Source organism: Serratia sp. 2723, from assembly GCF_050434425.1.
In the GTDB taxonomy this organism is placed as follows: Bacteria; Pseudomonadota; Gammaproteobacteria; order Enterobacterales; family Enterobacteriaceae; genus Chania.
This window is the reverse complement of sequence record NZ_JBNDIN010000006.1, coordinates 201,707-224,622: the sequence shown is the minus strand read 5'-3', so window position 1 is coordinate 224,622 and position 22,916 is coordinate 201,707. Positions and strand designations below refer to the sequence as shown.

Here is a 22,916-nt window from a genome sequence, read left to right as displayed (position 1 = left end):
AAGGATGACCGACATGAAAAAAGCCACCTCCACCCCGCATGATGCGGTATTTAAGCAGTTCCTCACCCATCCAGACACGGCCCGTGATTTCTTGGAATTACATGTGCCGCCTGCCTTACTGCAGTATTGCGATCTGAACACGCTAAAGCTGGAACCCGGTAGTTTTATCGAGAGCGACCTGCGTGCCCATTACTCTGACGTACTTTACTCGTTGCGAACCGAGAGAGGGGATGGTTATGTGTACGTTTTGATCGAACATCAAAGCTCGCCCGACAAACATATGGCATTTCGTTTAATACGCTATGCCATTGCGGCAATGCAACGCCACCTTGAGGCAGGACACGACCAGCTTCCTCTGGTTATTCCTGTGCTCTTTTATCACGGCCAGGTGGCGCCTTATCCCTACTCAATGAGTTGGTTAGAGGAATTCAGTGAGCCTGAACTAGCGAGGCAGCTCTATGCGGGGCATTTTCCGTTGGTTGACGTTACCGTCATTCCGGACGATGAAATCATGCAGCACCGCCGCATGGCCATTCTTGAGTTGTTGCAAAAGCATGTACGCCAGCGTGACCTGGTTGAGCTGTTAGAACAACTGGTCACATTGTTGTTGGCCGGATACACTACCAAAGAGCAACTCATATCATTGGTGAACTATATACTGTTGGTGGGGAAGGCAACCGAACCGGAGACGTTGCTCCGTGAGTTGGCCAGACGCGCGCCGCGGCATGAGGAGGAATTGATGACTATTGCAGAATATCTTGAGCAAAAAGGTTTCGAGAAAGGGATAAAGCAAGGCATGGAAAAAGGGCGGGAAACCGTGTTGGAAATAGCGAGTTCTATGCTGGCTGAAGGCTTTGAACGTGCCATGGTGATGAAGTTGACCGGTCTTTCGGAAAACGATTTGGCACAAATTCACCACTCACATTGACGGCCGGGCTGGTGACATAGTGACACCAGTTTTTTATTCCCCAGCAGACAGGCTAAGGGAAGAATGCCTGCTTCCCTTTCCTTGTGTGGTACAAATGCCTTACTTCACGGCGGGTTGCACCTTGGCCGGGCGGGCAAACAGATATTTACCCAGCGTCACCAACACCACCGCCGAGACGATAATCACCAACGCCAGCCACTCGCGCGGGCCCAGGGATTCGCCAGCAAAACCGACGCCGAGCAGTACCGCCACCACCGGATTGACGTAGGCATAGCTGGTCGCTACCGCCGGGCGTACGTTTTTCAGCAGGAACATATAGGCGCTGATCGCCAGCATCGAGCCGAAAACAATCAGATAACCGAGCGCCATAAAGCCGCTGAAGGTGGGCATTTTATCCAAATGCTCACCGCTCAGTTGGCTGGCGATGGTCAGCACCACGCCGGCCACCAGCATTTCTGCGGCACCGGCCATCGGCCCGGCAGGGAGCGAAATGCGTGAGCCGAGTACCGAACCAAAAGCCCAACTGGCGGAAGCCAACAGGATCAGCAGCGCGCCGGTCGGGTTACCCACCAGGTTATTGCCGGTATTGAGCAACACAATGCCCACCAGGCCAAGGGCGATGCCGGTCCACTCCAGTTTGGTATTGCGGATACCCCAAAACATGCTGAAGCATAGGGTGAACAGCGGAACCGTGGCGACCATCACCGCAGCAATGCCGGAAGGCACATCCTGATGCTCGGCTACCGTGACCAGGCCGTTACCCACGGCCAGCAACAGAATGCCGATGGTGCCAGCGGCGACCCACTGTTTCAGCGTGGGCAGGGCATGACCCCGCAGCAACAGGAAAACGAACAGGATGATACCGGCAATCAGAAAACGAATGCCCGCCATCATCAAAGGGGGCCAGCTTGCCACCCCCACTCGGATAGCGAAGTAGGTCGATCCCCAGACAATATATAACGTAAACAGCGCCCCGATTAACGGCAGCAGATGACGATTTTGTTGGCTCAGCATGGGTTTTTATTCGGTAGGGTGAAAAATCGTTAGGACCCTCAGTAAACCTTAAGGCATGGCCGATAAGCAATGCTTTTTTGCCCGCTGAATGGTGTTGTGGTTCCGGGGGAGGCTGCCAGTCCCTGGCCAAAATCAAGGGATTATGATTGGGAGATCTGATAGGCGCAGCGGCGGGCACCGGTAAGAATATGTTCGCTGCGCTCAACCTTGGCTTGCAGCACCTCGGTAAATACGTTCAGTTCGGCACGGCAAAATCCCTGGCAAACCGCTGCGGCGCTGCAGATGGGGCAGTGATTTTCCACCAGTAGAAACTCGCCATCTTTCCCTTCGCTCCATTCGGCCATATACCCTTCACGGCAACGGATGGCCGCCAGACGAGCAACACGTTCACGCAGATCGGCTGCACCGATCATTGCCTGTTGGTAATTAATTCGGGTCTCCTGCTCTCGGCTGTCGATCAGCAGGCCCATCGCCTGTTCACCCAGTTTGTCACGCACCGTGCGCAGCAGTTGGGCGGTTAATTCGGCATGGGCGTCGGGAAAGTGGGCGTTACCTGCGGCGGTCAACTGCCAAAGCTGCACCGGGCGACCAACGCCGCGGGTTTCAGCCTTGGCTTCCACCAGACCTTCTTTTGCCAGCTTGACGAATTGCTGACGGGCGGCTTCACCGGTGGTGCCGAGCACTTTTCCCGCCTCAGAGGCTTGCTGCGGACCCTGGGTTTTCAACAGCTTCAGCAAGCGGTCACTGACCGAATGTGCGGTGCATTCGCCATTTTCCAAGTTAATTCTTGACATATTACAGCGCCTCGCCCTTAATTATTCCAAGATATTGCTTGTTAAATTTAGCCTAATAGTCAGATCAACTCAATGCCATTCCTCTGAAAACAGGACGATAACCGTGATAACCGATGATAACAGCCGTTGGAGCGATCTTTTTTCCGGCAAAAATGCCGCCAGTGCTATCGCACTCTCGCTCGGCGTCGCTTTACATGCGATCAATATTCTGGTGGCGACCACCATTTTGCCTTCGGTGGTGCAGGACATCGGTGGGTTGGATCTCTATGCCTGGAACACCACCCTGTTTGTGGTGGCCTCGATACTAGGCTCGGCGCTGTCGGCACGTTTGCTGAGTGGCTACGGGGCACGTAGTGCTTATCTGGTGGCGTCGCTGTTCTTCATCGTGGGCGCGATGCTGTGCGCACTGGCCCCTACCATGTCGGTGATGTTGATTGGCCGCACGGTACAGGGGTTTGGCGGCGGCCTGATTTTTGCACTGTCCTACGCGATGATCAACCTGGTGTTTGAACAGAAACTCTGGCCACGCGCCATGGCGTTGATCTCCGCAATGTGGGGAATTGCTACGTTGGTGGGGCCTGCCGTCGGCGGGATTTTTGCCGAATTGAACGCCTGGCGCTGGGCGTTCGGGATCCTGCTGCCGATCATGGTGCTGTACGCTGCCTTTACGTTCCGTATTCTGCCGAAGGGCAAATCACAGCAGCGGCCAACGCCATTACCGCTGATGCAGTTACTGCTGCTGGCTGGCGCGGTATTGGTGGTGTCGGCTGGCAGTCTGGCAGATAGCGGTTGGTTAAACGTGGGCGGCATCGTGCTGGCGTTGTTGTTGCTGATTGGGTTAATCCGGCGTGAGGGACATTCACGCGCCCGCCTGCTGCCACACCAGGCACTGCGTCGTGGTTCGGCTCTGGCCTCGCTGTACGCTACGGTAACTCTGTTGGTGATCGGCATGACCAGCGAGATCTTTGTGCCTTACTTCCTGCAAACTCTGCATGGTCAGTCACCGCTGATTTCCGGCTATATTGCTGCCACTATGGCGGCGGGTTGGACTCTGTCGGAAATCCTCAGCTCCGGTTGGCGCGGCGTGGGGATCCGTTTGGCGATTATCAGCGGGCCGATTTTGGTGCTGCTTGGTTTGCTGGGGTTGGCAGTGCTGATGCCTATTCCCTCTAATGGCCACTGGCAGGCACTGGGGCCGATCGTGCTGGCTTTGACGTTGGTCGGTTTTGGGATCGGTTTTGGTTGGCCGCACCTGCTGACGCGCATTTTGCAGGTGGCCCCTCAGGCCGATAAAGATATCGCCGGGGCTTCCATTACCACGGTGCAGTTGTTCGCCACGGCGTTTGGCGCGGCGTTGGCGGGGATGGTTACCAATCTGGCCGGATTTACCACGCCGGGTGGCATTGAGGGCGCGGCCTCCGCTGCCCATTGGCTGTTCCTGCTGTTCGCCTTGGCCCCGCTGTTGGCGATCTACAGCGCCTGGCGCAGTGCGGCCATTAACCAGCCAGCCGGGGAGTCGAGCAATTTTGTACAAACGCCGGGTTCAGGTGAGTGCTAGAATGCTTTTCATTCAGCGGGGAAGGTAGGTATGGCAGAGAGCGTGAGCAGGAAAGGGCGTCAGGAACAGGCTAATTTCATGCACGTCAACGATCTCGGTGGGCTGGAAGTGTTGCAGATTAGTCGGAAAACCGCGCCTTATATCCCCGCCCTGAAGGTCGGGGTTTTACGACGCACCTGATAAATACGTAAGCGAATACAATACTCGCCCTCTTTACCTGCGCTATTCTACTCCCTCGTTCGAAGGAGAAAATAATGACTTACCAATCAACACTCACGGAGCCGCCAACGTTGCGCCTGCGCCCGGCCTTGCAAGGTGCGCTGGCGATCCTGCCGCTGTGCCTGGCGGTATTGCCCTGGGGGATCCTGGCGGGTTCAATGGCGATCCAGAGTGGCCTGACGGCGGCAGAGGGGCTGGGGATGTCGGCGATAGTTTTTGCCGGGGCCTCCCAACTGGTGGCAATGGGGATGATCAAGACCGGTGCCGGTATGCTGGCGATCCTGGTCTCCACCTTTTTTGTCACCGCCCAACACTTCCTCTACGGCCTGCGCCTGCGGGAATGTATCGCTCCGCTACCGCTGAGGTGGCGTGTCGCGCTGGCGTTTTTGCTGACCGATGAGCTGTTTGCCCTGACGGGGGATCATGGTCCGGCGCGTTTCAACCGCTGGTATGCTCTGGGGGCCGGGCTGGCGTTTTATCTGAGCTGGTTCTTTGCCACCTTGCTTGGCGTAGTGGCGGCCAGCAGCATTGATCTTGATCGTTACGGGCTTGATTTCTCGATCGCCGCGACCTTTATCGCCATCATTGTGCCGTTGGTACGTAATCTGCCGGTGCTGGCCTGTGTGTTGACATCCTTGGTGTTGTCGATTGGTTTGCACCATTATCAGGTGCCGGGCGCTTTGATTATTACCACCGTGCTGGCGATGCTGGTTGGGCTGCTGTGCAGTAGGGGGAAAGAATGATCTGGCTGACCATTGTGTTGATGGGCGTGATCGTCTTCTTCAACCGTTACTGTTTCCTGGCACCTGGCCTGCCGGTGCGCCTATCGCAGCGGATGAGGGCATTGTTGAGCTTCTCGGTACCTGCGGTACTGACCGCCATTTGCGGGCCAATCATCGCCTTCAACGGGGATGAGTGGCGCGCACTGCCTGAAAACCCTTATCTGTGGGGGGCCGTGTTCGCCATTGTTCTGGCCGTTTTCCTGCGCAATACGTTGGCGGTTGTGGTGCTGAGTATGCTGATATTTATTCTGCTGCGCACACTGCTTTAACCCGCGCCGCAAAATATTCCCCCTGAATCATTCAGGGGGAGAACATCACATCGCCATTGTCATTTCAAACTGACGCAAAGGATCTTCACGCCAGCCAAGGTGCTGGAAGAAGGGAGCGACATCGTCCGGAACAAACACATTGGCCGATAGCGCCAGTGGGGCAAACCGTGCTTGCAGCGCTTGCAACAGACGGCGCGCCTGGCCTTGGCCACGAAGCGCTGGCGGCACATAAATCATGCGCAGATGGCACTGCTGTGCGCCCGGCATCACCAAAGCAAAAGCCTGCTGATCCAGAGTGAAGGCGCGCGGGGTGCCGGGCAGCTTGTACAGCGATTCTGGGGCGATCAACCACGGCAAACCACGTTGGCCGTCGGCGGTCATCCGCTGGGCAAGTGCCAACGGGTCGAGCTGTTGCAAGGCTGCCGAGGGTTCCGGGGTTGCCAAGGGGGCGTGAAATCCCAACAGCGTACGGGTGATGGCCAAGCCAGCCTGTTGATACAGTGCCAGGGCCGCTTGGTTACCGGCGATCACCTCCAGCGACAGCCGGCGATCGCCTCGCGTATGGGTATCCGCGATAATGCGTTGCATCAACGTCCTGCCTAACCCTCTGCCACGCATTTCCGGGCGGATAGATAAGGCCGCTACACGGCTATGTTGGCCCCGGCGCGCGATCAGGGCCAGCGCCACCGGGTGTTGCTGGTGGCTGACGATAATGCTGTGATTCAGGCTGAGGTCTTCGGCGGCAAAGCGGCTGCTAAACGTTTCGCCGTCGATCACAAAGGGAACAATGTAGTTCTCAAAACAGTGGCTGAGTATTTGTGCCAGCTGCATACTGCTGTAGGACAAGGCGGTGTGAAACTCGAACTGGCTATCGATAGACATGGCGGTTCCAAAGGCAGCGATGAGACCTCTATATCTAGCTGCGATCGGCCAATCAGGCAAGTATTAAGCCGTTTGTGCCGGATTTGTGAGCAAAAGTGGTGATGAAAAAACCGGGCGAACTCGCCCGGCGAAGTCACTTCAGAAATAGCCGGAGCTATAAATTGCAGTAGTGGTTATGTGTCACAGCGTAAATCAGAACTGGTAGGTCAGAGCCACGGCAATTACATTGTCGGTTTTCAGACCTAGCTTATTGTTGTCATCAAGCTGGTTGATTTTATAATCCACATAGGTGGACATGTTTTTATTGAAGTAATAGTAGGTACCCACATCAATATATTTTACCAGGTCGGTATCACCGATATTTTCAATGTCTTTGGCCTTGGACTGGACATAAGCCAGTGACGGGCGCAGGCCAAAGTCGAATTGATACTGTGCAACCACTTCCACGTTCTGAGTTTTATTGGCAAAGCCGCTTACGGAGGTAGGGGCATTATTAATGGTCGCGGTGCCGGAAATTGGCGTCAGGTTATGGGTTTCGGCATAGGTGGCGGCCAGATACACGCTGTTGGCGTCGTATTTCAGGCCGGTTGCCCACACGTCGGCTTTATCGCCCTTGCCATAGCTGCTCTGTTTCTGGCCGGAAGTCCGATTAGAAGAGGCATAGGCGGCCGTAACGCTGACGCCATCGATGATTTCGTAGCTGGAAGACAGACCGAAGCCGTCGCCGTTAGCTTTGCTGTTGGCGCGGGCATCGTTTTCGTTCTTGCCCTGGTACTGCAACGCGAACTTCAGGCCATCGACCAGGCCGAAGAAGTCGTTGTTACGGTAGGTAGCCACGCCGTTGGCGCGCCCGGTCATAAAGTTGTCGGTTTTGATATAGGTGTCATCGCCGAATTCCGGCAGCATATCCGTCCAGGCTGCAACGTCGTAAATAACACCGTAGTTACGGCCATAGTCGAATGAACCAAAGTTTTTCACTTTCAGGCCAGCAAAACCAAGACGGGTTTTAGTGTCTTTAGTGCCATCCGATTCGCTATGGTTGGCGGCGATCTGATATTCCCACTGGCCATAGCCGGTGAGCATATCGTTAATCTGGGTTGCCCCTTTAAAGCCGATACGCACGTAGGTTTTATCACCATCATTGCTGGTATCGTCAGAGAAATAGTGCATTGCTTTGACCCGACCATAAAAATCAAGCTTATTGCCATCTTTATTGTAGATCTCTGCTGCCTGTGCGGTCTGGGCAATGAAAAGTGCCGCAATAACGGCAAGAAGATTAGGTTTCATGGTGTTCCCTTATTTAATATACCCTATAGATTTCAAACTGCGGCTAGGCGCCAATCTATCTCCTCCCCAGGAGCTTACTTATAGTAAGTGACCGGGGTGAGATAGTGCCGGTAACAACGCGGCAGTTTGAAAGATGACGGGTATACGATTGAAAGACGCTTATCATCAGTTGTATCACTGTTTTACTTTGCTGCCAGAGTTAGCGCAGCGCAGATTTTTTACCGCAGTTGTGTGATGTATTTATGACAGATCAGGTGAATGGATATCGAATGGTGAAAAATAACCCAGGTGGCGCGTTTTTTGTTGCAGATGGGCGGGGTGTTGTTGTGTAAACATGCGAGGCTATACGCAAAAAATCTGGTGTCACACAGTGAGAGAAGGGGGGGGCCTTGTGGTGCGTTTCGCAATGTTGGCCAGCCAACCGTAACTCGGGCTGACGCCGCGGGCGGTCTGTGGGACAATAGCGCCATCATTTCGTTTAGATAAGAGTTGAATGGCGCTTTCCCCCGCAGTTAAAGATCAAATCGGCCAGTGGTACAAAGCCCTGCAGCAGCAAATACCGGATTTTATTTCGCGTGCCCCTCAGCGGCAGATGATTGCCGAAGTGGCGAAGACCCTGGCCGGGGATTACCCGCGCCATCTGGCGATCGAAGCGCCAACCGGCGTGGGTAAAACGCTCTCGTACCTGATACCGGGTATTGCCGTTGGCCGTGCCGAAAGCAAACCGCTGGTGGTCAGTACCGCCAACGTGGCGTTGCAGGATCAGATTTACAGCAAAGATTTACCGCTGTTGAAAAAGATCATTCCCGATCTGAAATTCACCGGTGCGTTTGGCCGTGGGCGCTATGTTTGTCCGCGCAATCTGGCGGCGATGAGCACCGACGTGGTCGAACAGGGCGATCTGATGCTGTACCTGGACGAAGACGAGCTGGCACCGTCCAGCGGCGAAGAGCAGGCGCTGTGCCAAAAGCTGGCGAAAGCCCTGGCGCGCCATGAATGGGATGGCCTGCGCGATCACTACCAGCTATCGATCGATGACCCTCTATGGGGCAAGCTGAGTACCGACAAGGCCAACTGCCTGGGGCGCAACTGCCACTATATTCGTGAATGCCCGTTCTATATCGCCCGTAAAGAAATTGAAACCGCCGATGTGGTGGTAGCCAACCACGCGTTGGTGATGGCGGCGTTGGAAACCGAGTCGGTATTGCCGAACCCGAAAGAGCTGCTGCTGGTGCTGGACGAAGGCCATCATCTGCCGGAGGTGGCGCGGGATGCGCTGGAGATTGACGGTGAGATCACCGCGCTGTCAACCAACCTCCAGCTCGATATGATCGTGCGCCAGGTAGAACAGTGCATGACGCAGTATCGGCCAAAGAACCCGCCAGGGTTGGCCAATAGCGAACGGCTAAAAAACCACTGCGAAGAATTGCGCGAGCTGATCCAGATTGTTGAGCATCAGGCCAACGCCTATCTGCCGCCAGACAGCGGCAACGCCGAATATCGCTTCGAAATGGGCGAACTGCCTGCGGAGATGGTCGAGATCTGCGCGCGCCTGTTCAAACTGACGGACGGCCTGCGCGGCCTGGCCGAATTTATTCTTAACGATCTCACCGAGCAGACCGGCAAGCACGATATTGTGCGGCTGCATCGCACCATCATCCAGATGAGCCGCACGCTAGGCTATCTGGAGGCGATGAGCAAACTGTGGCGGCTGGCGGCAATGGATAAATCCTCCAATGCGCCGATCTCCAAATGGATTGCGCGTGAGCTACGCGATAACGTCACCCATCTTTATCTGCATTGCGTGGGCATCCGCGTCAGCGATCAGTTGGAAAAACTGCTGTGGCGCAAGGTGCCGCACGTGGTGATCACCTCGGCAACGTTACGTTCATTGAATAGCTTTTCACGGCTGCAAGAGATGAGCGGGCTGAGCGAAAAGGCGGGCGATCGCTTCGAAACGCTGTCTTCGCCGTTTAATCACGTCGAACAGGGTAAAATCGTCATTCCCAAGATGCGTTTTGAACCGGCGATGGCCAACGAGGCCGAGCATCTGGAAGAGATGGCGCGCTTTTTCCGTGGCGAGCAGGCCAGCGGCCAGCATAAAGGGATGCTGATCCTGTTCAGCAGCTACCGTGCGATGCAGACCTTCCTCAGCTATGTCACCGATCTGCGTCTGATGTTGCTGGTGCAGGGCGATCAGCCACGTTACCGGCTGGTGGAAGAGCACCGTAAACGGGTAGAGAAGGGCACAGCCAGCGTGTTGGTCGGGTTACAGTCATTTGCTGAAGGTTTGGATCTGAAAGGTGAGCTGCTGACTCAGGTGCATATCCACAAGATCGCCTTCCCGCCGATCGACAGCCCGGTGATCCTCACCGAGGGCGAATGGCTTAAATCCCTCAATCGTTATCCGTTTGAGGTGCAGAGCCTGCCAAGCGCATCGTTTAACCTGATCCAACAGGTGGGCCGCCTGATCCGGAGCAACGAGTGCCACGGTGAGATCGTGATTTATGACCGCCGCCTGTTGACCAAGAGCTACGGTTCACGGTTGTTGGCGGCGCTGCCGGTGTTCCCGATTGAACAGCGCGAGGTGCCGGAAGCGGACAAAGCCCATAAGGCGGCGTTAAAATCTGCGGCAGAGGCCACCAAAAAAGAGAAAAAGCGCAAAAATCCGTTTGCTCGCCGCCGTACCCGCTGATTACAGCATTGTCTCAAAGGCGGCGCTGGCAGGGCAATCAGGCTGTGCGCTGTACATGACCAGCCGCAGGTGGTTGTCTTCATCGACAATAAACGAGGCGTGCTCAAACGTCACCTCGCCAGCCCCCTCAACCAGGAAAGTGCGTTGCCCCTGGCAGCGGCCATGAATATCGTGCTGTTGCCACAGTTGGCGAAATTGGGGGGAGACATCGCTCAGAGCCTGAATGCGTTGCAACATGGTGGCATCTTGCGGGGCACGGGCGTAATCACGACGAAAGCTGGCCAGGATTTGCGGGGCCTGCTCCTGCCACCCCATCAACCGTTGATTAAGTTCGGGATCGGCAAACAGCATCCACAGCATATTGCGCTGTTGCGGCTGGCGCTCTGCGATGGCAAACAGGCGGTCTGCCGCCGTGTTCCAGGCGATAATATCCCAGCTCAGGTTCATCACATAGGCCGGGCGCAGGGTGAGATCGTCCAGCAAGCGGCGTACCAATGGCGTAACCTGGCACCATTGATGGCCTGCTACCACCGGTGGCCGCTGATGCGCCAGTAAAAACAGATGATAGCGTTCGGTCGCATCCAGCTTCAGGACCCGCGCCAGATCCTCCAGAAACTCCACCGAAGCGTTAATTTCCCGCCCCTGTTCCAGCCAGGTGTACCAGGTCAGGCCCACGCCAGCTAATGCGGCAACCTCTTCACGCCTTAGCCCAGGCGTACGCCGCCTTGTACCGCTCGGCAGGCCAACGGCCTGGGGAGAGAGTTTTTCACGCTTCATACGCAGAAAGTCTGCCAACTCTTGGCGAGTGCGGTTAAGGGTACGTGGTGGCATCGGCGGGTCCTGTTACTTTTAGTAATAGTATAACTGGCTATATAGTAACAGTTTAAAGCATGTTCCATACTGCCGTCATCAATGATATCAGGGGGCGTTATGGAACAGAGTTTGTCTAACAGCAAGGCTGGATTACCGGGGCTGCCGGTGTTGCTACTCGGTGGGTTCGTCACCATGTTCGATTTGTTTGTGGTTAACGTGGCGGTGCCGGTGATCCAGCAGCAGTTCAACGCCAGCTTTGCCGGGGTTGGGCTGATTGTCGCCGGTTATGAACTGGCCTTCGGCATCTTGCTGATTGCCGGTGGACGGTTGGGGGATCGTTTCGGTCGGCGGCGTATGTTTAGCTACGGTATGTTGGCTTTTGCGCTGACCTCGATGCTTTGCGGCCTGGCGGGTTCGCTGTGGGTGTTGATTATTGCCCGCTTTTTGCAAGGTGCAGCGGCGGCACTGTTGTTCCCGCAAATTTATGCCTTATTGCGCGTACTGTATGGCGAAGAGCAGCGGCGGCGAGCCTTTGCTCGTTTGGGGATGACGCTGGGGCTGGCGGCGATTTGTGGCCAGGTGTTGGGCGGTTTTATTATTGAGGTCAACATTCTGGGCAGCAGTTGGCGGATGATATTTCTGATCAACCTGCCGATTGGCGTGCTGGCGGTCATGGCGGCGCGACGTATTCCTGAGTCCAGACTGGCGCAGGCGCAGCGGCTGGATGCTAAAGGTCTGCTGCTGGCCGCTGGCGGTTTGCTGCTGGTACTGTTCCCGTTACTGGAAGGCCCAGCGCGCCACTGGCCTTGGTGGATTGTGCCGATGATGGTGCTAGCGGTGGTGCTGTTAGGTTGGTTTGTGCGTTGGGAACGGCAACTTGCCCGTCACTCCGGTGATGCGGTGCTGGATCCGGCGCTATTTCGCCAAGGTCATTTTGCCCGCGGCACGGTGATTGTGCTGGCGATTTACTCCACCGCATCCTCATTCTTCCTCTGTTTTGCCCTGCTGTTACAGGCCGGAATAGGGCTGACGCCGTTCCAGGCAGGTTGCCTGTTCGCTCCGGCCAGCGCCGCCTTTATGCTAGCCTCCTTTTTGGCTCCGGGCTGGGTGCAACGCTGGGGGAATATTGTGTTGGCTGGCGGGGTGGTGGTCTACGCCGGTGGCATGGTATTGCTGGTGGTGCAGGTGCTATGGGGAGGCGCGTTCAGTCATCCGTTACAACTTTTACCCGGCCTGATGATTTTGGGGTTTGGTCAGGCGTTGAGTATGACGCCTTTGCTTAATTGGGTGCTTGGCCTGGCAAGGGAGCATCAAGCCGGTATGGCGGCCGGCTTGGTGTCAACGGTTCAGCAGGTAGGGGGTGCTCTGGGGATAGCGGCCAGCGGCATGTTCTTTGTTCCGCTGCTGGCCGGGGGCGCAGAGTCACAGCACTATGCCAGGGCCTTTGCTGGCGCTATGAGCTACAACCTGCTGGCGATGCTGGTTGCCTTGGTCCTGCTGCTCTGCACCCACAGGAAGCTAGGCAGGGGCGGTTAAGGCATCATCGCGCCGATTTACCAGCCACCGCCGCCTCCGCCGCCGGAACCCCCTCCGGATGAGCCACCGCCGGACGAGCCTGAGCCGCTATAGCTGGAACCTGATGAGCTGGAGCCAGAAGAACCCAAACCCAAACTGCTGCTGGATGTCGCCATAGACGATGCAATACAGGAATGACTAAAGCGATTCACGCGCTTCCAGTCTGCGTCGATGAAGACATCCGACATAGCCCCGGATTTATTGAGATATTCGGCAAAGGTATTGGCCCAGGTCTTGCCTACACCGAGCGCGAGCGCCGCCGGCAGCAAGCTCTCAAAATGGGCAACCAGTTGATCGGGTGGGTAAAGTGCCTGATAGCGATTTCTTTCGGCCGTACCCAGGTACAGTTTCAGCCCAAACGCTGTGGCTAAATCATTCAGCCCCCGTTGGGTGTATCGCGGGATCATCCAGCCAAAAGCTATGCATAGCAGAATGGCGACCAGCAGCGCGCCAATATACCCGGCTGGAAACTGAGTCAGGGGCAATATGTCAAATAAGAAAGAGCCACCGCCAAAGGTGATTAACGGGCCAAATAGTAGCGCAATAACCAAGGGGATGAACCCAAAAGTATTCCAGGTTTTTCTTGGGCTAAATAAAAATCTCAGCGGTAAAGAGAGCAGCGAGATCCCGAACAGCAGGAAAATCAGGGCAGGAATGGTGACCATTGCCGCGCTGAAGTTGAAAAACACACCGCAAATCAATGGGATAATGAGTGTTATATAGACTGCGCGGCGTACTGGTTTACCCCATTTGCTGAATAATCGCTTTCGCTGGTCTTCACTGCGTTTTTCCAACCGTTTACGCGCATTCTGCATTGGCCGCTGATGGGCCAGGCCGAGGTTGATGTTTTTGCGATTGTTGCTGAACAACAGACCTAGCACCTGCTTATCGCTGATAGTCAACCGCTTGTTTTTGTCATCCGCCCGGTACGAGAGCCACAGCTCATCCGCTGACTGAAACCTGGCAAACCACGAGCCTTTGGATTTGCTCGCTTTGGGTGTGATCGCCGCGCCGCGTTTGGCGACCAGACCCAGCAGATCGCTGCTGAAGGCCACATCGTCGTACTTACGCTGGGTAATAAACCGCAGGTAACCTGGCGACATGTTGGCGGGCATCTCATACAGCGGTACAACCGTTGGCATCTGCAACCCGATGGCGGTGACGTTTTTACGCCACCACCACAGGCAATAAATCACGAGCAGTAGTACCGGTAGCCAGATTGTGCTGGTTGCCAGCGAGGGCAAGAGCAGGTGAACCAACGGTGAAGAGGCTTGCGGGGCGGCGGCATCAGCCAGAATATCGCGTGGCCAGGTATAGACAACGGTCAGCCCTTCGCCTTGGCGGAGTGGTTGTGTGGTTTGCACTCCGCCGTTGGGAAGTATCCTGGCGTGGTGCTCTTTCGCTCCCCGTACTCCTGTATAGACATCAATAGAGCGCAGCCGGGTATCTCTGCCTTCGCGATCCACAGAGTTGCTGGCGTCTGGCAGTTCCAGCTGGAAGCTGGCCTTGGTGATCGGGTAGGCCCAATCGTTACCCGTGACGTTCCAGTAGAGCTCGTCCCACTTGGGGAAGCGGCTGAAGTGGTTACTGACCTGATAGCGGATCTGATAGTTATAGATCGCCGGTTGCAGGGTGTGTTTGGCGCTGCCAATACGCACGGTCAGCGTCTTCGATGTTTTATCCAGGCTATAGGGCTCGGCGATCCCGTCGCGCAACACCTCTTTGACCTGATAATCGACGCTGAAAATCTTGCCGTCCTGGCGGTTCCAGGTGAGCGGCAGGGTGCGGAAAATTCCACGGCGTATCTCTTGCCCTAAAGCCAGCACCTTGAGGTTTTCCCGCATCTCCATGCTACCGTCCGGGTTAAAGTGCGCATGGGTATCGAATGAGAGAATATGCTCATAGGCGCGCACCCAACGGGGAGCACTTGCTGGAGCCACCTCTCTGTCGGGTACCTCGGCAACGGGGGCTGCACCAACAGGGACCACATCGGCCTCAGCCTGCGCGGCTCCCGTCATCAATAGCGATAACACCCATACAACGCGTAGTACACAACCAGATAATGCAGCCATAGTGCTAGTCCATCCGTGGAACTTTAGCTTCCTCGGGATCTTCGAGTTCGAAGAACGCATCCGCTTTAAAATTAAACAGGCGAGCAAGGATTAAACTGGGGAACGACTCCGCCAGAATATTGAAATCGCGCACCGTACCGTTGAAATAGCGGCGTGCCATTTGCAGCTGTTCTTCGATCTCTGCCAGGGATTGTTGCAAGGAGAGGAAGTTCTCGTTGGCTTTCAGCTCCGGGTAGGCTTCTGCCAGCGCAAAAATGCGGCCCAAGGCTCCTGAGAGTTCCCTTTCATTCTCGGCAACCTGCCGAGTGTTGCCAACCAGATCGCTGCGCTGGTGTGAGAGGGCTTCAAACAGCTCTTTTTCGTGCAGGGCGTAGCGCTTCACCAGGCTTAACAGGTTGGGGATCAGATCGTGGCGGCGTTTGAGCTGCACCGCTATACCGCTCCAGGCTTCGTCTTTGAAACGGCGCAGTGAGATAAAGCGGTTATAAGTCATCACGGCCCAGATCAGCACCACGGCGATCGCGGCCAGAACGAGATAGATCTCCATTTTTCATTCCATGTTTGACGGGGAATACATCATTCCATTGTATGTTTACGCATACTACCTTATTCCGCTATGGCGGGTAAATCTTGCTATGTCTGACAGCCTTGGCGCGGGCCAATCTACCGGGGTTGAGCGCCGTCGCGGATAAGGTATGCTTATCGCAAACCTTATCCGCGGAGCGAGCGATGGATTACAGTAAAATTATCAAAGAAATAGGCCGTGGCAAGAACCATGCGCGCGATCTGGATCGGCAAACGGCTTTTGAGCTCTATCAGGCAATGCTGGCCGATGCCGTGCCGCCTCTGGAGTTGGGAGCCATCCTGATCGCCATGCGTATCAAGGGAGAGGCCGAGGAGGAAATGCTTGGCTTCTATCAGGCGATGCAACAGCAGGTGATGCGGCTGCAACCCCCGCAGGGCCACCCGATGCCGGTGGTGCTACCCAGTTACAATGGCGCTCGTAAACAGGCTAATCTGACGCCGTTACTGGCGCTATTACTGGCCAGGGTGGGCTTGCCGGTCGTGGTTCACGGCGTGGTGAATGACAGCACGCGCGTCACCAGCGCAGAGATTTTCCGTGAGCTTGGGGTGCCGTGGTCTGAAGATCCTCAGGCTGCCCAACGGCGTTTGGACGGCGGAGATGCGGTGTTTATCCCGGTGTCGGCGCTTGCGCCAGCGTTGGAAAGCCAGCTTGGCCTGCGCTGGAAGATGGGCGTGCGTAACAGCGCCCACACGTTGGCAAAATTGGCGACGCCGTTTGGTGAGCAGGACGTGTTGCGCATTGCCAGCGTTTCTCATCCGGAATACGTCGAGCGCGTTGCCTCATTTTTCTGCCAGATCGGTGCGCGGGGATTACTGATGCATGGCACCGAAGGGGAGGCTTACGCCAATCCGCAACGCTGTCCAAAAATCCACTATATCGTCGGTGGTGAGCAGCAGATTTTGCTGGAACGGCCAGAACAGGATGCGTTAGCTGAGGTGCCCGCCGCCAAGGATGCTGCAACCACGGCACGTTGGACGGAACGTTGTCTGGCTGGCGAGGTTGCCATTCCCGAGCCTATCGCCCGGCAGGTTGCCTGCTGTCTGGTCGCTACCGGCCTGGTGGAGACATTGGAGCAGGGGTTGGTCAGGTTGCGATAATCTGCCTTATTACCTTCTATTACCAGGGGCGAATACCTTTGCCCCGAGTATTTATCACTGTTGTATTGGTTATTTTTAGTAAAAAAAAATCCCAAATGCCAGACTATATATTGTTAACTATATAAATTATGACATAAACAGGTGGGGTATGTCATAAGACGAGGTAAAAGCGTTTAAAACTCAGTGTATAACTTTAAAGAAGTAGATTACACTCAGCCCATCAGCTTTGGGGTCTTGCATGATTTTCCATCGATGTCGGAGGTTTGCTCCGTCTTGGTTGTAAAAAAGGACTTGTAAGCTACTCTATCTAAACCATAAGAAGAGAAGCGCTTAAAATACATAGACGGTTTTCCATTATGTATTTGGGTTATAGATCACGTTATTTTGCATTCGTGATTTGTATGTATTCATACAGTGCCAAGTGTAATCTTATAGGTCTGGATTATGAGTAAATATGATGATGTCCAAGGATTTAAAGACAAGACAAATCTTAAAGAGCTTGATTATAAAGAATTTCCTCGTGAAGATGTGGCATCGGCCACGCAACGCTGGTCTATTGTTGATCAGGTGGCTGGCAATGACAGTATCCTTGCCAGCAGCTCGCAGCCAAGGCCGATCACTAGTTCGGATCTCTCTTCCAGTGCGCCTTTAGGATCCGAGCCGCCTGCACAACCCAAGACGGTGATAGCCGAAAATACCGCCTTGCCTGGCCACATTCCTCATGATTTTGATCGTTTCGCTCCGCCGGTGGGGCCTAAACTCACCAAAACCACCCAGCCGGAAAGCCCGCGTGCCGCTCCTGCTCAGGGTAATCCTTTTCATTCCCCTGCCAGCGTTCCGCCGCCCGCTCCGCAGCCAGAGAACCAACGTTTTAAGCAAATGTTCAGCAGGAAAACGTCCTCTGCCGGTGAAGTGATGGACGCCGGTCGCAATACATTACTCAAACCACTTTTAGAGTCTATTGCCTCATGCCGTTAGTCTGTGTTTGTTCTCCGAAAGGAGGGGTAGGGAAAACCACGGTTACCGCTAATCTGGCTTATGCACTGGCCCGTAGCGGCAGTAAGGTATTGGTGGTCGACTTCGACACGCAGAATGCGCTGCGGCTGCATTTTGGCGTTCCTATTTCCGATAACCGAGGTTTTGTTGCCCAGTCGGCAAGTTTATCCGATTGGAGTCAGTTTATTCTCAAGGTCGGGCCGAACCTGTTCGTTTTACCTTTCGGTGACGTCACCGATGAGCAGCGCATTCAGTTCGATGACAATCTGCTCAATGAGCCAATGTTCATTCAACGCGGCCTGAGTGCGGTGCTGAAGATCCCCGGCATGGTGGTGATCGCCGATATGCCGCCGGGGCGCAACGCGGCAGTACAGGCCATGCAGACCGCGGCGGACATGCGCATTATGGTATTGCTGGCCGATACCGCATCGCTCAGTTTATTGCCCACTATCGAGCAGCATAAGTTTATGACTGCGCCCGCCAGCAATGAAGTCGGCGAGTATTACGTGGTAAACCAGAGTGACATGCGGCGCACGTTGAGCAGGGACGTGACGCAATTCTTCGAGCAGCGTTTGCAAGACAAACTGCTGGGTACCATTCACCGCGATGAGTGTGTTCCAGAGGCCAACGCATCGCAACGGGCGATCATGGATATAAGCCCGGTGTCGGCTGCTGCATTTGATATTGAGCAGATCAGTAAAAAGGTCGCAGTAATTTTAGGGCTTAGTGTTGGAGATGGTACGTATCATCATACTACGTCTATTTATGGCTCTTCGTAAGGATTGTCTGGATAGTTATGAATAAAATACTCTTTTATTTCTTACTGCTGTTGGCCTTACCTTTTATCCTGTTGATTATCATTGCCCCGATGAGCAGTGATAACCAGTATATCTTTGGTCTGATCTGTATTGCGATCGTGTTTATTTTAGGGGTAAGTAAAAGCAAAAAAGTTACCCTGATAATGATTGTCATGTCGACCCTGATGTCATTACGTTATATCTATTGGCGCGCGACAGAAACCCTGCATTTCAACAGTACCCTGGAGGCGGTGCTGGGTATTGCCCTGTTTATCACCGAGCTGTATGCCCTGGTGATATTACTGTTTGGTTATATTCAGACTACCTGGTCATTAAAACGCACTATTGAACCGTTGCCCGACGACACTTCGCTATGGCCAACGGTAGATGTTTATATTCCTACCTACAACGAAAGTATGGACGTGGTGCGCGACACCATTCTGGCGGCACAGTGCATTGACTACCCAAAAGACAAGATGAAAATCTACGTGCTGGATGACGGCAAGCGCAATGAATTTGCCGTATTCTGTGCCGATGCGGGCGTGGGCTATATTACCCGCAATAATAACCACCATGCCAAAGCGGGCAATCTGAATAATGCAATGAAAGTGACTCAGGGTGAATTGATCACCGTGTTTGACTGCGATCACGTGGCAACCCGTGTCTTCTTGCAGGCGACGGTCGGCAGCTTTCTGGTGGATGAGCGCCTGGCGTTGATCCAGACCCCGCACTATTTCTATTCCCAGGATCCATTTGAACGCAACCTGTCAGAGGCGAGCAAAGTTCCTAACGAAGGCGCGCTGTTCTATGGGCCGGTGCAGCAGGGTAATGATAACTGGAACGCCACCTTCTTCTGCGGATCCTGTGCCGTGATCCGCCGTTCTGCGTTGGAAGAGGTGGGCGGCTTTGCGGTAGAAACCGTGACCGAAGATGCCCACACCGCCTTGAAGATGCAGCGCCGGGGTTGGAATACGGCATTCCTGGCGTTGCCATTGGCAGCCGGGCTGGCCACCGAACGGCTGGGGCTACACGTGATCCAACGTACCCGCTGGGCGCGTGGCATGACGCAGATCTTCCGGGTGGATAACCCCTTGCTGGGGCGCGGCCTGACCTGGCAGCAGCGTTTATGCTACCTGAACGCCATGCTGCATTTCCAATATGGCTTACCCAGAGTGATATTCTGCGTGGCACCGCTGGTGTATCTGCTGTTCAACCTCAATATCATCGCCTCCTCTGCCGGGCTGATTTTCGCCTATGTGTTACCGCATCTGGTGATGTCGATCTATATCAACTCCAGAGCCAACGGGCGTTATCGCTATTCGTTCTGGGGTGAAATCTATGAAACGGTGATGTGTTTCCATCTGGTGATACCGACCCTGCTGACGATGATCTCGCCAAAACACGGCAAGTTCAACGTGACGGATAAGGGTGCGTTGCTGGACGTTAACTATTTCGATTCCCATATCGTACGGCCGCATATTATCGCCGTGTCCTTGCTGCTACTCGGTACTGCCTGGGGCGTGATCCGCCTGTTGATGCCGGATCACTACGGCGCCAACCCGCAGGTTATTATGCTGAACATCGCCTGGGCCAGTTTCAGCATGATTATCCTGCTGGCTGCCATTGCGGTGGCGCGGGAAACGCGTCAGGTCCGAAAAACCATCCGTATCGATGCCACTTTGCCTGCGGTGCTGTATTTTGCCAGCGGCGCGGCGATGCGTACCGAAACCCTGGATCTTTCGATGGGCGGGGTCAAATTGCAAACGCCGGACGAACGTTTCCTCAACGATCCGATCGAAGAGGTGGAAATAGCGCTCAAGTCCGGTGCCGTCAGTTTCCCGGTAGAGTTGATCGAGGCCGACAAGTCGGTGACCCGCTTAATGTTCAAAGAGATGCCGATTGAAAAACGGCGGGAACTGGTGCGGGTGGTATTGGCGCGAGCCGATGCCTGGATCCGTACCAAACCTTTCCCACAGGATCGGCCACTGCGTTCGTTGCTGGGCGTCCTGCGCTGCATTTTCGAGCTGTTCTATTTTTCCTGGCGCGATCGTCGGGCCAAGAAGCAGCAGAAAATGCCTGAGCTAAAGCGGGATAAGGAACAGGCCCTATGAGCCGGGTGATAACCAAATTACCAACAGGCAGATCTACGCTCATTGCCCTGATTAGCGGCCTGCTGTTGGGGATGGGGCTTTCTGGTCTCGCGATTGCGGCCGATCCGCAGCCCGCACCGTCCTTTGCCAGCGATGGTGCCGAGATGCCAGGTTTTCCTACCTTGCCACGGCCAACAGATGCACCACCTTCGGATTCGGTGCCGAGCAGTACTGAGCAACCTGCTACGCAAACAGCTCCACTTGATATCGCTATGCCGCCGGTTACCGTTTTCAACCAGTCGCTCGCTTCCACGCTCAGCGTGGGCGAGATGGGGCAGACCACTGGCTTGACGTTGAGCAACTGGCAGCAGCAGTCCGGCTTCACCTTTACCTTACCCTCGGATTGGGTGGTAACGGAGGGTAATCTGGTGCTGGATATCGAAGTCTCACCGGCCCTGATGGGGACTGATACCGAACTGCAACTGATGCTCAATGGGCAACCCTTGAGCAGCCAGAAGCTTAACCAATTGCAGGAAGCCAAGGTGAGTTTACAGGTGCCGATCCCGGCCGCCATGATTGTGGCGCGTAACAACCTGAGCTTCAGCATTGGCAACGGCAGCAATGCAGCCATGCTGTGCGAAAAGGGGGCGGCTAATAAATATTGGCTCAAGGTGCTGCCAACCAGCCAGTTGCATCTGGAAAACCAGGTGCTGAATATCAGCCCGAACCTTGGCCGTTTCCCCAATCCGTTCTTCGATCCTCAGGCCATGCAGCCCACCCAGGTGGACGTGATCTTCGGCCAGGAAAAACGGCCTGAAGAGGTGGCCGCAGCCGCCATCGTCAGCTCATATCTGGGGAAAGTCACGCGCCATAATAACCTGGCCTTTCAGGTATTGCAGGATAGCTTGCCCGAGCAGAACGGCATTATCTTTGCGCGCCCCGGCGAGCAGGTTGGCCAGTTGACGCTGCCGCAGGCCGATGGTCCGACCATTCAGATGATTGATAACCCGCTGAACCCGGTTTACAAGCTGCTGCTGGTGATGGGACATAACGCCACCGAGATGCGCCAGGCCGCCTATCGTCTGGTCAGCCAACCGTTGCCGGAGAAAACCGCATTGCTGGCGGTGAAGCCGGTGACTATTCCGCTGCGTCAGCCCTACGATGCACCGCGCTGGATCGATACCAGCAAACCGGTCAGCTTTGATAAGCTGGTGGCCAGTAATGAGGAACTGACCGTCACCGGCGTTTATCATGACGCGGTGCGCATTGCTTTCCGTGCCGCCCCGGACCTGTTTATGTGGGATGGCAGAAACGTCCCGCTGCAAATCAACTACCGTTTCCCCACCGACAACTGGATCGATGAGAATAAATCCCAGCTCAGTGCCACGCTGAACGGCACCTTCCTGCGTAACCTTTCTGTGAACAAACGCGGATTGCTGGAGCTGCTGTGGCACCAGTTTGGCGGCGATATTCGCCAGGAAAGTTACCCCTTGGCTCTGCCACCGTATCTGATTTACGGCGACAACATGCTGGAGCTTTATTTCTCTATCGTGCCGAAAAATGGCACCTCCTGCGATCCGGCGGATAGCAACACTCTCAAGAGCCATATCGGGCCCAACTCGTATATTGATCTGAGCGATACCTACCATTTCACCGAGTTGCCCAATCTCTCTTATTACGTCGGGGCCTCTTTCCCATTCTCCAAGCTGGCGGATTTCTCGCAAACCGTGATGCTGATGGCGGAAAAACCCACGGCCAACGAAGTGCGCGCGCTGTTGAACCTAACCGCTCGCTCAGGCGCGGCTACCGGCAGCTCGATTGGCAATGTGGATATCCGCTTTGGCCTGCGGGGCAACGAGAGCGAGTTGGACGACTTCAAGGGCAAGGACGTGCTGGTGGTCGCCTCACTGGCTCAGAGCGCCTTCTATCAGCGGCTGCTGCAACAGGTGCCTTTTGCGCTAAACGATAGTGGTGGGCTGGTGGTGAAGGCGCAGTCTACGCTGGAAAAACTGCAGTCCTACCTGAGAGGCAACTGGCGGACCCAGGGCATTGACGCCGATCGTTATCTCTCCTCATTGTCGGACTGGCGTGGATTTTTCAGCTTCCGTTCCGGTTGGGATCCGCAACGGGTGGTGGTGGTGGCCAGCGCCTCTTCCGACGATGGCCTGAACAAGATCTATGGCGATCTGAAATTGGCCCGGATCAACGCCGGGGTGCGTGGCGATCTGGCGGTGATCACCGATCAGAACGGTGTGCGCAGTTTCCAGGTTGGCGAACAGTTCCCGAGCGGGGAGCTGCCCTGGTATCTGATCTTTATCTGGTATGCCAGTAAACATGTGGTGCTTCTATCCCTGACCGGGTTGGGGATTTCCGTGGTGTTGGGGCTGGGGTTGTATATTTTGCTACGCAAGCACGCCACCAAACGCCTGGGGAGAGATGCAGAAGATGAAAGGTAAAACACG

Annotated in this window: 19 protein-coding genes; 12 read left to right on the top strand and 7 right to left on the bottom strand. The window is 55.2% G+C overall.

Translation table 11 applies throughout. From position 1 onward, the window contains the following. Positions 1-4: 4 nt before the first annotated feature. Positions 5-928, top strand: a complete 924-nt coding sequence (locus ABIE29_RS11680; protein WP_429618940.1) for an Rpn family recombination-promoting nuclease/putative transposase — start codon at positions 5-7, stop codon at positions 926-928. Between the two features lie 99 nt (positions 929-1,027). Here ABIE29_RS11680 and yedA read toward each other — a convergent pair whose 3' ends face one another. Together yedA and ABIE29_RS11670 are read right to left on the bottom strand one after the other, a co-directional pair. Beyond that, positions 1,028-1,942, bottom strand: coding sequence for a drug/metabolite exporter YedA (yedA, locus tag ABIE29_RS11675; protein ID WP_024527478.1), 915 nt, complete (start codon positions 1,940-1,942; stop codon positions 1,028-1,030). A gap of 140 nt (positions 1,943-2,082) precedes the next feature. Then, positions 2,083-2,736: a helix-turn-helix transcriptional regulator gene (locus tag ABIE29_RS11670; RefSeq protein ID WP_429618938.1), complete on the bottom strand. Its 654-nt coding sequence runs from the start codon at positions 2,734-2,736 to the stop codon at positions 2,083-2,085. 103 nt (positions 2,737-2,839) lie between these two features. On the opposite strand from ABIE29_RS11670, the gene ABIE29_RS11665 reads away from it, so the two are divergent. The 4 genes from ABIE29_RS11665 (at position 2,840) to ABIE29_RS11650 (ending at position 5,564) form a co-directional block, all read left to right on the top strand. Then, a complete protein-coding gene (locus tag ABIE29_RS11665; protein ID WP_429618936.1) occupies positions 2,840-4,294 on the top strand; it encodes an MFS transporter in 1,455 nt (484 codons plus the stop codon). A gap of 30 nt (positions 4,295-4,324) precedes the next feature. Further along, the gene (locus tag ABIE29_RS11660; protein WP_429618934.1) at positions 4,325-4,474 is read left to right on the top strand and encodes a hypothetical protein; all 150 of its coding nucleotides are present in this window, start codon (positions 4,325-4,327) and stop codon (positions 4,472-4,474) included. A 74-nt stretch (positions 4,475-4,548) separates the two neighbouring features. Further along, a complete protein-coding gene (locus ABIE29_RS11655) occupies positions 4,549-5,256 on the top strand; it encodes an AzlC family ABC transporter permease (protein WP_429618933.1) in 708 nt (235 codons plus the stop codon). Beyond that, positions 5,253-5,564 (top strand): AzlD domain-containing protein, encoded by a 312-nt coding sequence (locus ABIE29_RS11650; RefSeq protein WP_429618931.1) that lies wholly within the window; start codon positions 5,253-5,255, stop codon positions 5,562-5,564. Before ABIE29_RS11655 ends, ABIE29_RS11650 begins: the two co-directional genes overlap by 4 nt. Positions 5,565-5,609: 45 nt before the next feature. On the opposite strand, the gene ABIE29_RS11645 is transcribed toward ABIE29_RS11650, so the two are convergent. Further along, complete coding sequence (locus ABIE29_RS11645) at positions 5,610-6,446, bottom strand: GNAT family N-acetyltransferase (protein WP_429618930.1); 837 nt, start codon at positions 6,444-6,446, stop codon at positions 5,610-5,612. Positions 6,447-6,638: 192 nt separating this feature from the next. Then, complete coding sequence (ompC, locus tag ABIE29_RS11640; RefSeq protein ID WP_429618928.1) at positions 6,639-7,733, bottom strand: porin OmpC; 1,095 nt, start codon at positions 7,731-7,733, stop codon at positions 6,639-6,641. Between the two features lie 493 nt (positions 7,734-8,226). Between ompC and dinG the strand changes: the two genes are divergently transcribed. Continuing rightward, the gene (dinG, locus tag ABIE29_RS11635) at positions 8,227-10,428 is read left to right on the top strand and encodes an ATP-dependent DNA helicase DinG (protein WP_429618926.1); all 2,202 of its coding nucleotides are present in this window, start codon (positions 8,227-8,229) and stop codon (positions 10,426-10,428) included. Here the strand turns inward: dinG and ABIE29_RS11630 are convergent, their stop codons facing one another. Then, entirely contained in the window at positions 10,429-11,259 is an 831-nt protein-coding gene (locus ABIE29_RS11630) for a helix-turn-helix transcriptional regulator (RefSeq protein ID WP_429618925.1), read from the bottom strand. Between the two features lie 99 nt (positions 11,260-11,358). Between ABIE29_RS11630 and ABIE29_RS11625 the strand changes: the two genes are divergently transcribed. Next, entirely contained in the window at positions 11,359-12,777 is a 1,419-nt protein-coding gene (locus tag ABIE29_RS11625) for an MFS transporter (RefSeq protein ID WP_429618923.1), read from the top strand. Between the two features lie 17 nt (positions 12,778-12,794). Here the strand turns inward: ABIE29_RS11625 and ABIE29_RS11620 are convergent, their stop codons facing one another. Both ABIE29_RS11620 and ABIE29_RS11615 read right to left on the bottom strand, forming a co-directional pair. Beyond that, positions 12,795-14,888, bottom strand: coding sequence for a DUF2207 domain-containing protein (locus ABIE29_RS11620; protein ID WP_429618922.1), 2,094 nt, complete (start codon positions 14,886-14,888; stop codon positions 12,795-12,797). Positions 14,889-14,892: 4 nt separating this feature from the next. Next, complete coding sequence (locus tag ABIE29_RS11615; RefSeq protein ID WP_429618920.1) at positions 14,893-15,435, bottom strand: LemA family protein; 543 nt, start codon at positions 15,433-15,435, stop codon at positions 14,893-14,895. 182 nt (positions 15,436-15,617) lie between these two features. On the opposite strand from ABIE29_RS11615, the gene ybiB reads away from it, so the two are divergent. The 5 genes from ybiB to bcsB all read left to right on the top strand — a co-directional run bounded on the left by ybiB (position 15,618) and on the right by bcsB (position 22,910). Then, positions 15,618-16,571 (top strand): DNA-binding protein YbiB, encoded by a 954-nt coding sequence (gene ybiB / locus ABIE29_RS11610; protein WP_429618918.1) that lies wholly within the window; start codon positions 15,618-15,620, stop codon positions 16,569-16,571. A gap of 444 nt (positions 16,572-17,015) precedes the next feature. After that, a complete protein-coding gene (locus ABIE29_RS11605; RefSeq protein WP_429618916.1) occupies positions 17,016-17,549 on the top strand; it encodes a hypothetical protein in 534 nt (177 codons plus the stop codon). Next, complete coding sequence (bcsQ, locus tag ABIE29_RS11600; RefSeq protein WP_429618914.1) at positions 17,540-18,346, top strand: cellulose biosynthesis protein BcsQ; 807 nt, start codon at positions 17,540-17,542, stop codon at positions 18,344-18,346. The genes ABIE29_RS11605 and bcsQ overlap by 10 nt, the downstream gene beginning before the upstream one ends. A 17-nt stretch (positions 18,347-18,363) precedes the next feature. Continuing rightward, entirely contained in the window at positions 18,364-20,475 is a 2,112-nt protein-coding gene (gene bcsA / locus ABIE29_RS11595) for a UDP-forming cellulose synthase catalytic subunit (RefSeq protein ID WP_429618913.1), read from the top strand. Continuing rightward, complete coding sequence (gene bcsB, locus ABIE29_RS11590) at positions 20,472-22,910, top strand: cellulose biosynthesis cyclic di-GMP-binding regulatory protein BcsB (RefSeq protein ID WP_429618912.1); 2,439 nt, start codon at positions 20,472-20,474, stop codon at positions 22,908-22,910. The genes bcsA and bcsB overlap by 4 nt, the downstream gene beginning before the upstream one ends. Positions 22,911-22,916 lie beyond the last annotated feature (6 nt).